The organism is Nocardia sp. NPDC050793, from assembly GCF_040654065.1.
Classification (GTDB): Bacteria; Actinomycetota; Actinomycetes; order Mycobacteriales; family Mycobacteriaceae; genus Nocardia.
On record NZ_JBFAHG010000003.1, the window covers coordinates 690,811 to 704,830 of the forward strand.

Consider the following 14,020-nt stretch of genomic DNA (forward strand, 5'->3'; position numbering starts at 1 on the left):
ACAGTAATGCCTGCCGGGCATCGGCCGTTCAGGCCCCGCTTTCCAGCGCGATCCCGGCGTCGCGCCAGGACACGATGCCACCATCCAGGCTCGCCGCGTCGAACCCGGCGTGCCGTGCGAGCGCGGCGAAGCGCAGCGAGATCTCACCGACCGGGCACACGAACACCACCGGTCGCGAGCGCGGAAACGGGACACCGTGGGTGAGCATGTCCTCGAGCTGATCGTCGCGGATGTTCACCGCGCCGGGCACGTGGCCGATCCGATAGGCCATGGCGCCGCGGGTGTCGACGATAGTGGGCCGTCCGGTCCGGTCCAGCTCCGCGAGCTCGGCGGGCGTCAGCCGGGGCGTCGCGGCGAGTTCGGCAGCGGTCGGCTCTCTTCGGCGATCCGGCCTGCCGAACAACTCGGGCCTGCGCTTCTGGAGGTACGAGAGATAGGGTTCGAGCCGGTCGCAGACGATGATCACCGCGACCACGGGATCGCTCGCGTTGCGTTCCGAAAGGTCGAGTGCACCAAGAGTTTCCAGCGCAGCAGCGTAGGCCGCGCCGCTGGTCGGCCCCGCCAGCACGCCGTATCCGGTGGCCAGTCGCAGCGTCGCGTCGACGGCGTCGCCCGAGGCGACACTGACGATGCGGTCGTAGAAATCGGGCTGGAACAGCCCCACGTCCCACATCTCCGTCTCCGAGCGGATGCCGGGGATGAAATCCGAGCGCTCGGAAACCACGGCGACCGTACGCAACTCGGGATTGTGCTTGCGCAGATAGGTTGCGGCGCCGCGGGTGGACCCGGTGGTGCCGAGCCCGCCGACGAGATAGTCCACCCGGCCGAGACCCTCGGCGGCCAGGTCATCGTGGATCTCCCGCCCGGTCCCGAGGCAGTGCGCCTCGACGTTCTTCTCGTTGGTGTACTGCGAGGGATGGTGATAGACGCCGGGCTGTTTCGCCATGGTCGACTCGATCACGGAATACACGTCGTTCGGCGTGGTCGGGTCGGGACACTCGGAAAGCCCGGGGAGCTCGACGATGTCGGTGCCGAGCAGCCGCAACAGATCGCGGACCTCGGCCACCTTGATCCGGTTGGTCACCGCCCGCAGCCCGACGCCCGAGAGCGCTCCGAGCACGCGCAGCGCCTTGGCGGTGTTGCCGCTGGACGCCTCGATCATGGTCTGTCCGGCGGCGGCGATATCGTCGAGTTCGTCGCGGATCATGCCCCAGGCGACGCGGTCTTTGACCGAGCCGAAGGGGTTGTGCGACTCCAGCTTCGCGTACAGCTCGACGCGCTCGAGCCCGTGCACGGCGGGGTCGAGACGCAGCAGCGGCGTGTTGCCGATCAGTTCGGTGATGTGGCCGTAGAGCATCAGGGCGCCTCCGTTTCGCTCGGCATCGGCGTCCGGCGCGGTGCACGGGGCGGAGTCCACGGGGCGGGCGGGCCCACCGGGACAGGGGGCTCGTAGTCGACGTCGCGGCACACCTGGAAGCTGCCCGCGCGGTCGGCCACGGCGAGCTTCGGTGGCGGCGGCTGCATCGAGGCCGAGGCCGCCGACAGGTCCATGTGGTAGGCGGCGGTGTTCGGGAACACGACCAAATCGCCGGATCGGGGCCGTTGCGCCAGCCAGACCTTGTGATTGGTGACGAGGTCGCGCTCGAGGCACAGCCGTCCGGCGAAATACACGCCCACCGGCCCGGTTTCGCGCACCGGCCCGAGTGCGGGCGCGGTGTCGGCCGCCGAGCGCAGCGGGGTGATCGCGCCGTCGTCGTACCGCTCGCCCTGGCCCGTGTCGAGCGCCGCGCTCGGCAGGACGATCGGGTCGACCATCACCTCCTGGTCGGCGGGCGTCACCGCGTCGCGGCTGAGGTCGACGTGCACCAGCAGCGTCCCGTCGCCGAGCTCCTTGACGAACTCGACCCGCGCCACCGTCACGCCCGCATGATCGACGAGGGCCTTGCCCGGCTCGAGCCAGAGCTCGAGCAGGTTGTCCGCGGCGACCTGGGCGACCGTGCGCCCACCCTGCCGTTCCAGGGGCGCGGAGAGCAGCTCGGCGAGCATCCGGGTGGGCGGAATCGTGTTGGCGTACTTGTGGAACACCGGCGTGCCGTGCACCGCCGTGCCGTCGACGTGAAAGCCGAAGGTGTTGTCGCCCCAGCTCATCGGCTCGCCGCGGCCGAGCAGCGACTCACGCAACGCGCGAACGTAGCCGTCGAATCGGTCGGCGTCGGCGGTGAAGACCTGGCGCAGACCGCCGCCGAGGTCGAGCACGCTGGGCGAAAGGCCGTGCGCGTACGCCCGTTCGACCAGGATCAGGCAGGCCTCGATCGCGCGCACCCGTTCGGCGTTCTCGCCCGAATCGATGTGGAAGGCGAAGCCGAGGAACGGGATCCGGCCGCGATGGGCGCTGAGCAGATCCAACGCGCGATCGACGTGCTCGAGCGGAACACCGAAACGGCTCAGCGGCGAACCGGGGAAGCCGGAGACGCGCAGCAGCACCGGCACGGTGGCGCGGTCGCCGGCAAGCTCGGCGATCCGGCCCAGTTCCCAGAGATTGTCCACGTTGATCGTCGCGCCGCACTCGATCAGCGTGCGCAGGAACGCCTCGCCCTTCGGTCCGGTCACCTCGATCCGCATCGGCCCGAACCCGGCGCCGATCGCGCCGGCCAGCTCCTGCGGCGAGGCCACGTCGATGGCGATGCCTGCCCGCTCCGCGGTGCGGACGAACGCGCGGGACTGATTGGCCTTGTGGGCGTAGCAGATTCGATACCCCGTGAGCTCTCGATCGAGGACCGCGCGCACCTGTTCCAGATTCTCGGCGAAGACTTGCGGGAAGACCAGATGCACCGGCGAGCCGAACCGGATCAGGGTCTCGTCCAGGGCTTCGCGGGTGTCGAGAAAGGCGCGAACCAGCGGATGGATCTTCGCGGGTAGCGCCGGTAGCGGCGCCGTCATACCGCGGATTCCGAGTGGGCGGCGATTTCGGCGTCGTCGACGCGATCGGGTCGCTTGGCGACGGGGTTGTAGCCGCCGTCACGGATCGCCTCGAACGCGCGCGCCCGGTTGCGCGGGCTGCGGAACTCGGCGACCACTCGCTTGGTGATCAGGTCCACCTCGGCGACTACGAGTCCCATGGACTCCAGGATGCCGGTGATGGTGCGGACACAGTGCTTGCAGTTCATGTCCGGGACGTAGAAGATCCGGTCCTCCGCGGTCGCGGGATCGTCGGCGGTGTGCTCGGCCCGCGTCGCGACGACCTCGACGGGGCGGCAACTCGCCACGATCTCGGTGAAGACCTCGACGAAGCGGTCGACCACCACGGGCAGCAGGCTGTAGTGCGCGCCGTCGAGCTGATGCGGCATCGCCGCCAGACAGGACGGACGGGTGCCCGGCGGCAGCAGCGCGTACTGGCGCGAGATGAGGTCGAGATCCTCGTGGTACTTGGCGATGGCATCGGCGACGCTCAGGCCCTCGACCGTGGTGGCTCGGCGCATCGCGGTGTGGGCGTCGGCGATGGTGGCGTCTTTCATGGCGCGCAGCACGGCCACCGATTCGGCGGTGTAGCGGACGGTGCCGTCGGGCTGGGCGGCCAGGGTCACCGGGATCATGCCGCGCCGGTAGGTCGAAGCCTGCAACTCCCAGAACCAGCGCGTCGCGATCGCCGCGAAGAGCCCGGAATCCCGCATGCCCCTGGCGAATTCGACCGCGCCGCGGTAGTGCGTCTGGTGCGCGAGCAGGGCGTGCTGGGCCAGTGCCCGGCCGGTCGCCTCGATGCCGACGCGGAAGATCTCCAACGGGTCGTGATCGGTGGTCGTGCCCTCCAGCACGGCGCGGTCGCGGGGGCCGAGTTGCTCGGCGCGGTGCACCAGCGCGGTGTCGGCGCGCAGCGCGTGCCACAGCGCCAGTACGGTCTCGCGTACCGCGATCGGCACCAGGGGACCCAGACCATCGGAGCGGAAGTGCCCGGTGTTGGGGACCCCGTCGCTGTCGGTCCACGCGATGCGGTGGGTCGCGCTGGTCACCTGCCGCGGGCGGCACGGCCGCATGAAACGCTCCAAGTACAGCCGCTGCGAATAGGTCAGGTGACTGTTCTGCTCGGGAAGCAAAGTGGCGCAGGTGAATTCGATCCGACGTGGATCGGGCGGCACCGGCACGTCGCCGAACAGTCCCGGCTGGGCGAGTCCGGCGATGACCCGGGACGCCGCCCTCCGGTCGTAGCGCGGGGTGTCGGTGTTCACGTGACCTCCTCGGCGATCGTCGTGACGCAGGCGGTGAACCGGTCGATCTCGTCGAGAGTGTTGTAGACGTGCGTGCTGACCCGCACCGAGTCCAGGTCGTCGGCGCCGGGGTCGGTCGCGGGGGTGCAATGCAGGCCGGTGCGCACCAGGAAGCCCAGCTGGCCGAGCACGAAACCCACGTCGGCCGCGGTGATTCCGGCGAGACGGAACGAGACGATGCCGTAGCCGACGGCGCACGGCGCGTAGGCGGGACCGGGGAGGAACTCGACTCCGGGCACCGCGCGCAGCCCGTCGACGAGCCGCAGGGTGAGCTCGCGATTGGCCGCGGCGATGGCCGCCATGCCGAAGGATTCGAGCACGTCGAGCGCGGTGCCGAGCGCCAGGATGCCCGGGATGTTGGGTGTGCCGCCTTCGAGGAGCTCCGGCATGGCCGCGCCGACCAGACCCGATTCGGTGAGCCGCACCCCGGAATTGCCGCCGGGCAGGAAGGGGAGCAGCCGATCATGAATCCGTCTGTGGCAGTAGAGGATTCCGGTGCCCGGTGCGCCGAGCATCTTGTGCGCGGCGAAGACCGCGAAGTCGGCGCCGAGCTCGGTCACGTCGACCGGGAGGTGGCCGCCGCTCTGACTGCAATCGAAACACAGCAGCACCGACGGATCGATGCGCCCACGCAGCTCCTCCAGCGTGGTCAGCGCGCCGAAGACGTGGTGCAGGTGGCTGGTGACGACCAGCCGGGTGCGCGGGGTGATCTTGGCGAGGATGTCGGCAGTATCGGCCTCGCCGAGTTCGGTTGTCCGATAAGGGATCAGCGCGATGCGGCGGCCGAATCGCCCGAGCAGTCCGCGCAGATGGTGCCACGGGTGCACAGCGGAGGCGTGATCGCGCGGGTTGTAGAGGATCTCGTCGCCGTCGGCGAGCTCGGCCAGACCCCAGGCAAGTGCGACCGCATTGAGCGCTGCGGTCGCGCCGCCGGTGAAGACCACCTCGTCGGGATGTTCGGCGCCGAGGAACGCGGCCGTGCGTGCGCGCACCTCCGAGATCCGCGCGGTCAGTTCGGTCGCCCACGGATACGTGCCGCGACCGGTGTTGGCGGTGCGGGAAGAGTGGTAGCGGTGGATGGTCTCGACGACGGGCAGCGGCTTCTGCGTGGTGGCCGCGCTGTCCAGGTAGACCTCGTTCGATTCGGCGAGCGCGGGGAAGAGCGCGCGTACCTTGTCGGAGAGGGGCGGGGTCGGAGCGGGAATCCGGTGGCCGGGGGAGTGTCCGTGCGCGGCCGGGGGGTAGGTGAAGTGCGAGCCTGGCGCGGATGACCGCAACGTGACGCTCCCTTCACGCCGATGCCATGGACACCGTTCAACGATACGCACTTTTCGTATGGTGACGAAGCTTTCAGGTGGACAACGTGTTTCACGCACTAGCCTGGAGCGTATGCCGTTGAGCAAGGATGAGCGTCAACAGTTTCTCGCGCAGCCGCACATCGCGGCGTTCGCAGTGGCGGCGGGCCAGGATCGCGGTCCGCTGAACCTGCCGATCTGGTACCAGTACTCGCCTGGCGCCGAAGTGTGCGTGCTGACCGGCGCGGAGTCGCAGAAGATGCGCTGCATCCGGCAGGCAGGCCGCTTCAGCCTGATGGTGCAGCGGCTCGAGCCCACGGTGCGCTACGTCAGCGTGGAAGGGCCGGTCACCCGCATCACGCCGATGACCGACGAGCTGCACCGCGAAATGGTCGCCCGCTACCTGCCGCCGGACAAGGTCGATGCCTACCTGCGGGCCGCCGAGGCGCACGGCGAGCAGGTCGCGGTCTACATGCGACCCGAGCACTGGCTGTCCGCCGACCTCGGCGACCTTTCGGCGCTCTAGCGCCCGCCGCTGAGTACCGGAGCGCCCACCGCTCGATAGCGGAGCGCCGCTCGATACCGGGGCGCCGCTTGCTCAGTACCGGCCCTGGAGGTAGTCGACCAGGTGCTGGCGTTCGGTCGCGAGCTCCGAGATCGCGCTCTTGACCACGTCTCCGATGCTGACGATGCCGATCAGCGCGCCGTCCCGCACCACCGGCAGATGCCGGATCCGGTGGTCGGTCATGATCCGGCGCAGGCTGTCGACGTGGTCGTCGGGGACGCAGGTGCGGACTTCGACGGTCATGATGTCCGCGACGGGCGTGTCCAGCAGGTCGGCGCCGAGCTCGTGCAGGCGGCGCACCACATCGCGCTCGGAGACGATGCCCGCGATCCGCATCCCGTCGGGGGAGACCACCACCGCGCCGATATTGTGCTCGGCCAGCGTGGCCAGCAGGCTGCGCACCGTCGTGTCGGGCGGCACCGTGGCGACTTCGCTACCTTTCCTGCGCAAGATCTCCGCGATTCGCATACTTTTCACCATCCAGACTCACGGGGTTCCAGGATCGCAAGTTCGGGACCGTGTGACCAGCACGAATCCGCATCGTTGCGCGGTCGTGCCACAACAGGCGTACTGCGGCCACGCGCGGATCGGTGACGGGCCGCGTCCGGCGCGTACCTGCCGCGTCCGATCCGGGCCGTGCGCGAGCTACGGGCGGACTCCGTCCGGGCGCACCAGTTGGGCATACCTCCGCCGTTGATGCGACGGTGCGACTACAAGCGCCGGGCGACGCTGCGGTCGAGATCCCTGGCCAGCAGGGCGATGGCCGCCTGCGAGATCCCCGCCGAGGTGGCCAGATCGATGGAGGTCAGCTGCGCGATGCGGCGCAGCCGGTAGTCGACGGTGTTCGGGTGCACGTACAGCTGGCGTGCGGTGAGCTGCCGGTTCATGTCGTTGCCCAGGTAGGCGCGCATGGTGTCGAACAGTTCGGGGTGCGCGTCGAGCGGGTCGAGGATGGTGGCGAGCCTGCGAGCCGCGGGGCCGCCGCGGGTGAGCTGGTACTCCACCGCCAGATCGGACATCTGATAGAGCCCGGCGGGGCGACCGCCAACCCGCACCAGATTCAGCAGCTCATGGGCCTGCTCGGCGGAATCCGGGATCCGATCGGTGTCGCCGACGATCACCGTGGCGGTGAGCGGAACCTCGGCCCCGGCGGAGAGGGTGTCGAGGAGTTCGGGGGTGAGCTCGGGGATGTCCTCGCCCAACGGAATGAGCAGCGTGCCGCCCTTGGTGGACAGCAGGGCCAGCGCGCGCGAGCGGAAGACGGTGGCCAGCTCGGACTGTAGTCGGCGTAGTTTGCGGCGCGCGGCCACCTGCGCGTCGACCCGCGGATCGCGCTCGTCCGGATGCTCCGGCACCGAGAGCGCCACCACCTGGTACGACTCCGCGATCGGGATGCCGGCCTGCCTCGCCAGCGCGGAACTGCCGCGTCCGCTGAGCAGCGCGGAGGCCAGGGTCTGCGCGGCGGTCTGGTGCTCGCGGGCGACCAGGTGCTGCTCGTCGACGTAGGCGTCGGAGACCGCGGCCGTGATGACCTCGAGTAGTTCCAGCACCAGATCGGTCGCGACGATCACCTCGTCCACGTCGTCGGCCTTGGCGCTTTCGGTGACCATCCCGAACGCGATGCGCAGACCTTCGTGATAGGCGCGCAGGATGGTGCCGAGCGGCACCGCTTCGCGCGCCCACTGGGCGGCGGCCTCCCTGACCTCGCCGAGTTGGTCGTCGTCGGGCACGGTCCTGCGATCGAGCATCTCGGCGGCCAGCGCGAGGCAGAAGCGGGTCACCTTGGTGACGTCGCCGCGCATCTGCTCGCCGGGCAACGTCCGGCACGGGGCGACGCAGGTGGCGAAGTAGCCGACCATCCGCGACGCGACGCCGTCGGTGTTCTGCAGCGGTACCGACGCCGGCTGGCCGCCGATTTCGAGCGCCGTGGCGGACGGGTCGGTGGACAGGTCCAGCGCGGTGAAGGTCATCAGTGCTCCAGTGCCACATCGGACGTAATGGAACGGCGCCCGAATCGTTGCATCACTATACGAAACGGTTATGGGCACGGCGAGTGTTCTCTGAGATCCATTGCACCGCAGCACCGTTGTGCGCGGCTCCGGATGCAAGGCGTGGGAAAGGCGCCGGCGGCGGGAGCGCGGTACGGCGTGCCACCGCGTGGCGATCACACGCGAAGTGTCCGGGACGGTCGCGGGCGAGCTGTGCACATTTGAGCTCCCCGCCGAGGGTGGTCCCGTCGTGCCGGTCGCCGGTGCCGATCGCCGATCGACGCTTCGGCAGTCATCGGTGCCTTCGGGCGCTCCCCCGTGCTCGCGGTCGGTCGGAGCGGGACCGAGCGCGAGCCGGATGCGTGCCGGTCGGAGGAGCCGAGTCGTCCGTGCCGATCCCGGCCGCGTGAATCGCGGCCTACTCCGATCCGTCTTCCATTGCGCCGCTGCGGATCTCGCGTTCAATGGCGACCGCGGCGTAGTGCTGTCCACAGGCGCGCAACTGGGCGATGCGTCGGTGCAGTGCCTCGGTGCCGTAGACGGCGGCGATATCGGCGACGCCGAGCCGGCGGGAGCGATGTAGCGGCTGATCCATGTGAAAAACCTTCGGGATGTAGCGAGGAGTCTCGTGGCAACGCTGACACGGGCTCGGTGAAGCTCCTCTGTTTTTCGGGCCGAGTGTAGGTCGGTGTTCGATACAGATGCAAGTACAGATGCGCGAACATCGCTGTGTGATAACGGTTTTGGCAACGCGCCGTGATCTTGGACGGGCTGGCTGTCTCGGTCGGTGACTCCTCGGGGCGAAAAGCCAGTGGTGACGCAATCGGTCGGCGGTGACTACGTCGCGCCCGCTGTCCGGAAGCGCCGGGCCCGTCGCCGAATGGCTTGTCGTCGAAACCGTTGTTGACCGTCCGTCGCGATGGTACTGTCCAGACACGTGTCCAGCTATCTGTCTCAACGGTTGTATCCGTGGCGGCCGGTCTGGATGAACCTGTTCTCGAAATCGAGGTGTGTGATGGCGGCCAGGATGTCCGGTGCCTGCGCGGGGAGAACGCCGTGAAGATCTCCGCCGACCTCGATCTGTGTCAGGGTCACGCCGTCTGCCAGTCCGAGGCGCCCGCCGTCTTCGCCGTGCCCAAACGCGGCCACGTCGAGATCCTCGATTCCAGCCCGGATCCGGAGCAGCGCGAGGCGGTCGCGAGCGCGATCCGCTACTGCCCGACCAGGGCGCTCTCCCTCACCGACGACGAGACCGACCACGCCGCGAAAGGTGCTCACTGATGGCGACTCACGACCGCGCCGAACTCGACGAGATGATCCGCCGCTGGATCGTGGAGAATCAGCGCTGCGAGGAGAAGGGTGACTGGAAGCCCCTCGCCGAGATGTACACCGTGGACGCCACCTACGGCTGGAACTACGGTCCCACCCAGGAATTCATGGCGGTCGGGCGCGACGAGATCCGCGATATCGCCCTCGGCCAGGAGATGGCCGGGCTGGAGGGCTGGACCTACCCGTATCAGGAGTTCGTCGTCGACGATCGCTCCGGCACGGTGATCGGTTTCTGGAAGCAGGTCGCCGACGCGCGACGCCCCGATGGACGCCCGTACAGCCCGGAGGGCATCGGCGGCAGCTGGTTCCGCTACGGCGGCGACTTCCAATGGTCGTGGCAGCGCGACTTCTTCGACTTCGGCAACGTCTCGGCGCTGTTCCTGGAGATGATCACGAACAACGCGATGACCCCGGGTATGCAGCAGCGCATCGCCCGCTCGACCTCCGGTACGCCGCTGCCGGGCTGGTACCGCGTCGGCGAAGCGCCCGCCTCGCTCTGGTGACGGCGATGAGCACGACACCGAGCCGCTACGCGCGATTCTCCCGGTCGACGCTGGCCGCGCTGGTGCCCGAACTGCTGCTGTGCGGGCACCTCATCGACCGCTCCGGAATGGCCCACTCGATCACCGCATTCGGCAGAACCGGCATGGCGGAGGTGGCCGTCGAAGAGTGGCAGCTGGCCAGTCCGGTGTACACGCGCAGGATGCAGCGGGCGCTGGGTTTCGCGGGCGACAGCGTGCCGACCATCTTCAAGGGGTTGCAGCTCGACATCGGCGCGCCGCCGCAGTTCATGGATTTCCGGTTTCGCGTGGACGACCGCGATCACGGCGAGTTCTGGCTCGACCACTGCGGCGCGCTGGCCGACGTGGAGCCGATGGGCGAGGACTTCGTCGTCTCGATGTGTCACGACATCGAGGACCCGACCTTCGACGCGACCGCACTGGCGACCAATCCGCACGCGCGGGTGCGCCCGATCCACCGCCCGCCCCGCCATCCCGCCGACCGCACGCCGGTCTGCGCCTGGCGGGTCACCATCGATCCGGCGCACGAGCCGCCGCCGACACCGCGCAACGCCGGTCTGGTCGCCGAGTCCGCCGCCGCCCGAACGGAATTGGCCCCGATCGATGCCGCGGCGGACGGGCTGTCCGATTACGCGGGACCGCTGCTGAGCGACCTGCGCTTCCCGGACTTCTCGCACTCGGCGCTGGTGCGCATCGCCGAGGAGGTGTGCCTCCAGCACCACCTGCTCACCCTCGGTTTCGTGCTGGCCGTGCGCGCCAGGGCCGACGCGCCGACCGCGACGGCGATCGCGCGTAAGCAGTTCACCGGCATCGCCGGACTCACCGCGGACCGCATCCGGCGCTGCCTGCGGCTCGGCGACGACGCGGAGGCTCTCGCCACGGTGCTCACGGCGCATCCGGCGCTGAATCCGCTGCCCTACACGGGCATCGCCATCGAACACACGGACAGCATTGTGCGCCTGCGCATTCCGCACGACAGCGGCGCCGCAACCGACGGCACCTGGCCCGCCATGCTCGCCGTCGATCACCTCGCGCCGCTGGACGCCCTGGCCCGCGCGGTGAACCCGCGCTGGTTCGCCACGGCAGCCGACGCCGAAGACGGCGTGCTGACCGTCGATTTCGGGCTCGCCGACACACCGTTTCGCGAGTGCGCCGAGGTGGCGGTGACGCGATTCAGCACCGGTGCGGGGTTCGAGTTCGCCGACCGCGGAAAACCTTTGCCGCTCACCGTGGTGTGACGGTGTCGCGGGGCCGCGCGCCCGATCATCAATCCGCGTGAAGCGCACCGCCGCAGGGCATTTCATCGCAAGGAGGTAGACATGACCGCACCGTCGATGCCCGCGGGTTTCGACTTCACCGATCCCGCGCTGTGGCAGAACCGCAGTCCCGTCGAGGAATTCGCGCTGTTGCGCCGGATCGCGCCGGTGTGGTGGAACGCGCAGTCCGACGACGCCTCGGGCGGCTTTCGCGACGGGGGCTACTGGGTGGTGAGCAAACTGGAGGACGTCAAGGAGATCTCGCGCCATCCGGAGCTGTACTCCTCGCAGCGGAAGGGCGCGATCATCCGCCTGCCGGGCGACATCACACCGGAGCAGATGGAGCTGACCGGCGCGCTGCTGGTGAACATGGACGCGCCCAAGCATTCCAAGATCCGCCGGATCGTCTCCAAAGGATTCACCCCGCGCGCCGTCGAGAGCCTGCGCGCGGCGCTGACCGAGCGGGCCCAGCGCATCGTGCGCGCCGCGAAGCGCACGGGCGGAGGTGATTTCGTGCAGCAGGTGGCGTGCGAGCTACCTCTGCAGGCGATCGCCGAACTGCTCGGCGTTCCGCAGCAGGACCGGCGCAAGCTCTTCGAGTGGTCGAACCAGATGCTCAACTACGACGACCCCGAGTACGGCGACCCGGCCGTGGCCTCGGCCGAAATCCTCGGCTATGCGTGGACCATGGCCGAGCAGCGTCGCGGTTGTCCGGCGCACGACATCGTCTCCGAACTGGTGCACGCCGACGTCGACGGTGAGGCGCTGGCCTCCGACGAGTTCGGCTTCTTCGTCATCCTGCTCGCGGTCGCGGGCAACGAGACGACGCGCAACGCGATCACGCACGGCATGAAGGCCTTCGTGGATCACCCTGGGCAGTGGGAGATCTACCGCGAGCGGCGCCCGCACACCGCACCCGACGAGATCGTCCGGTGGGCGACTCCGGTCACCGCGTTCCAGCGCACCGCCACCGAGGACGTGCAGCTGGGCGGGCAGCGTATCCGGGCAGGCCAGCGGCTCGGATTGTTCTACAGCTCGGCCAATTTCGATGAGGACGGCTTCACCGACCCGTTCGTCTTCGATATCCTGCGCGATCCCAATCCGCACGTCGGCTTCGGCGGGACGGGCGCGCACTACTGCGTCGGCGCGAACCTGGCCCGGCTGGAGATCGACCTGATGTTCAACGCGATCGCGGACGCGATGCCGACGTTGCGCCAGGTCTCGGATCCTGTGCGGTTGCGGTCGGGCTGGATCAACGGCGTCAAGAGCTGGAAGGTCCGATACGAGTGAGCCGGTGCCGCTCGGATGGCCGCGGTGTGGTGCCGCGGTCGTCCGAGCGCGTCCGCCGGAGTCCCCGCGCTCAGCCGCCCTGCCCGCCCGCCGCACCGCGCCTGCGGTACCGCACCCGGCAGGGTTGCTCCAGCTGCACCACCATCTTCGAGTGGTCGTTGCGGTAGCTCTCCGAGGGCTGAGCCATCTCGAACTCCCAGTCCCGCAACAGGATCGAGAAGATCGCCTTGAGCTGCATGAGCGCGAACGCGGCGCCGACGCAGCGGTGCCGCCCGGCCCCGAACGGAATCCACGTCCAGCGATTGACGATGTCCTCCTGATTGGGGTCGATATAGCGGCCGGGGTCGAAGGCGTCGGGGTCCGGAAAGTCCTCGGGCAGCCGGTTCGAGATGGCCGGTGTGGCGGCGACGTGGTCGCCCTCGGTGATGTGGTGACCGCAGACCTCGAAATCGCCCTTGGCCACCCGCATCAGGATGATCAGCGGCGGATGCAGCCGTAGCGTCTCCTTCACTACCGCCTCCAGGCGCGGAATCTGGCGCAGCGCACCGAAACTCACCGGCGAGCCGTCGGCGTACAGTTCGTCCAGCTCCGTGACGACGGCGTCCAGCAGCTCCGGGCGGCGCAGCAGTTCGATCACGGTCCACGCGGCGGTGCCGGAGGTGGTGTGATGGCCCGCGAACATCATCGAGATGAAGATGCCGGTGATCTCGCCGGCGCTGAAGCGCGGCGCGCCGTTCTCGTCCGGCACCGAGACGAGCACGTCGAGCATGTCTCGGTCGCCGCGCTCGGCGGGGGGACGGGCGGCCCGTTGGTCCATGATTCCCTGCACCAAGTCGACGAGCGCGGCGCGCGCCCCGTCCCTGCGGCGGAAACTCTCGATCGGCGCGTAGGGATCCACGTAGGCCAAGGCGTCGGTGCCGCGTTCGAGTTCGTGGTACAGGTGCGCGAACCTGCCGTCCAGTTCGTTGCGGAACTTCACGCCGATGAGGCATGCCGAGGAGGTGTAGATGGTCAGCTCGGCGAAGAAATCGAGCAGGTCGATCTCGCCCTCGTCGCCCCAGCGCGCCAGCATTCGCTCCACTTCGGCGGCGATCGTGGCCCCGTGCCCGCGCATGTGTTCGGCCCGCAGCGCCTGGTTGTGCAGCATCTCCTTGCGGCGTTCCGGACTGGCGTCGAAGACCACGCCCTCGCCGAAGATCGGCTTCATGAACGGATAGGCCTCACCCTGATCGAGCTCCTCGTCGCCGGCCCGGAAGAAGAACTCGTTGGCTTCCGCCCCGGAGAGCAGGATGACCTGTCTGCCCGCGAGTTCGAAGGCGCCGATGTCGCCGCACTCGGCGCGCACCCGGCGCATCAGCGCGATCGGGTCGGAGCGGAACTCCTCGAGATGTCCGTGCTCGTGCTCGCCGCCGGAGACGCGCTGTGGTTTCACCGGAGTCATCGGAAATCCTTCCACGGATATCCATCCAGACATATGCTGGACACGTGTCTGGACAGTACTACTGACGACCGGG

At 68.9% G+C, this 14,020-nt stretch carries 13 protein-coding genes; 5 read left to right on the top strand and 8 right to left on the bottom strand.

Features of this window, described 5'->3' with window-relative positions:
• Nucleotides 1–28: 28 nt before the first annotated feature.
• The 4 genes from AB0H50_RS13725 to AB0H50_RS13740 are packed head-to-tail and all read right to left on the bottom strand — an operon-like array spanning nt 29 to nt 5,539.
• Nucleotides 29–1,357, bottom strand: a complete 1,329-nt coding sequence (locus AB0H50_RS13725; protein WP_357451089.1) for a pyridoxal-phosphate dependent enzyme — start codon at nt 1,355–1,357, stop codon at nt 29–31.
• Nucleotides 1,357–2,940, bottom strand: coding sequence for a decarboxylase (locus tag AB0H50_RS13730; RefSeq protein ID WP_357451092.1), 1,584 nt, complete (start codon nt 2,938–2,940; stop codon nt 1,357–1,359). The genes AB0H50_RS13725 and AB0H50_RS13730 overlap by 1 nt, the downstream gene beginning before the upstream one ends.
• The gene (locus AB0H50_RS13735) at nt 2,937–4,223 is read right to left on the bottom strand and encodes a heavy-metal-associated domain-containing protein (protein ID WP_357451095.1); all 1,287 of its coding nucleotides are present in this window, start codon (nt 4,221–4,223) and stop codon (nt 2,937–2,939) included. Before AB0H50_RS13735 ends, AB0H50_RS13730 begins: the two co-directional genes overlap by 4 nt.
• Entirely contained in the window at nt 4,220–5,539 is a 1,320-nt protein-coding gene (locus AB0H50_RS13740) for an aminotransferase class V-fold PLP-dependent enzyme (protein ID WP_357451098.1), read from the bottom strand. Before AB0H50_RS13740 ends, AB0H50_RS13735 begins: the two co-directional genes overlap by 4 nt.
• Nucleotides 5,540–5,651: 112 nt before the next feature.
• Between AB0H50_RS13740 and AB0H50_RS13745 the strand changes: the two genes are divergently transcribed.
• Nucleotides 5,652–6,083, top strand: coding sequence for a pyridoxamine 5'-phosphate oxidase family protein (locus tag AB0H50_RS13745; RefSeq protein WP_357451101.1), 432 nt, complete (start codon nt 5,652–5,654; stop codon nt 6,081–6,083).
• A gap of 72 nt (nt 6,084–6,155) precedes the next feature.
• Here the strand turns inward: AB0H50_RS13745 and AB0H50_RS13750 are convergent, their stop codons facing one another.
• The 3 genes from AB0H50_RS13750 to AB0H50_RS13760 all read right to left on the bottom strand — a co-directional run bounded on the left by AB0H50_RS13750 (nt 6,156) and on the right by AB0H50_RS13760 (nt 8,705).
• A complete protein-coding gene (locus AB0H50_RS13750; protein WP_357451104.1) occupies nt 6,156–6,590 on the bottom strand; it encodes a CBS domain-containing protein in 435 nt (144 codons plus the stop codon).
• A gap of 242 nt (nt 6,591–6,832) precedes the next feature.
• The gene (locus AB0H50_RS13755) at nt 6,833–8,092 is read right to left on the bottom strand and encodes a helix-turn-helix domain-containing protein (protein WP_357451107.1); all 1,260 of its coding nucleotides are present in this window, start codon (nt 8,090–8,092) and stop codon (nt 6,833–6,835) included.
• Between the two features lie 436 nt (nt 8,093–8,528).
• A complete protein-coding gene (locus AB0H50_RS13760) occupies nt 8,529–8,705 on the bottom strand; it encodes a hypothetical protein (protein WP_357451110.1) in 177 nt (58 codons plus the stop codon).
• 461 nt (nt 8,706–9,166) lie between these two features.
• Between AB0H50_RS13760 and AB0H50_RS13765 the strand changes: the two genes are divergently transcribed.
• The 4 genes from AB0H50_RS13765 (at nt 9,167) to AB0H50_RS13780 (ending at nt 12,506) form a co-directional block, all read left to right on the top strand.
• The gene (locus tag AB0H50_RS13765) at nt 9,167–9,391 is read left to right on the top strand and encodes a ferredoxin (RefSeq protein ID WP_357451113.1); all 225 of its coding nucleotides are present in this window, start codon (nt 9,167–9,169) and stop codon (nt 9,389–9,391) included.
• Nucleotides 9,391–9,942 (top strand): nuclear transport factor 2 family protein, encoded by a 552-nt coding sequence (locus tag AB0H50_RS13770; protein ID WP_357451116.1) that lies wholly within the window; start codon nt 9,391–9,393, stop codon nt 9,940–9,942. Before AB0H50_RS13765 ends, AB0H50_RS13770 begins: the two co-directional genes overlap by 1 nt.
• A 5-nt stretch (nt 9,943–9,947) precedes the next feature.
• Nucleotides 9,948–11,198 (top strand): hypothetical protein, encoded by a 1,251-nt coding sequence (locus AB0H50_RS13775; protein WP_357451119.1) that lies wholly within the window; start codon nt 9,948–9,950, stop codon nt 11,196–11,198.
• A gap of 81 nt (nt 11,199–11,279) precedes the next feature.
• Nucleotides 11,280–12,506 carry a cytochrome P450 gene (locus AB0H50_RS13780; protein WP_357451122.1) on the top strand — a complete coding sequence of 409 codons (1,227 nt, stop codon included), beginning with the start codon at nt 11,280–11,282 and terminating at the stop codon, nt 12,504–12,506.
• A gap of 70 nt (nt 12,507–12,576) precedes the next feature.
• Here AB0H50_RS13780 and AB0H50_RS13785 read toward each other — a convergent pair whose 3' ends face one another.
• On the bottom strand, nt 12,577–13,947 hold the full coding sequence (locus AB0H50_RS13785) for a cytochrome P450 (protein WP_357451125.1): 1,371 nt from the start codon (nt 13,945–13,947) through the stop codon (nt 12,577–12,579).
• Between the last annotated feature and the right edge of the window lie 73 nt (nt 13,948–14,020).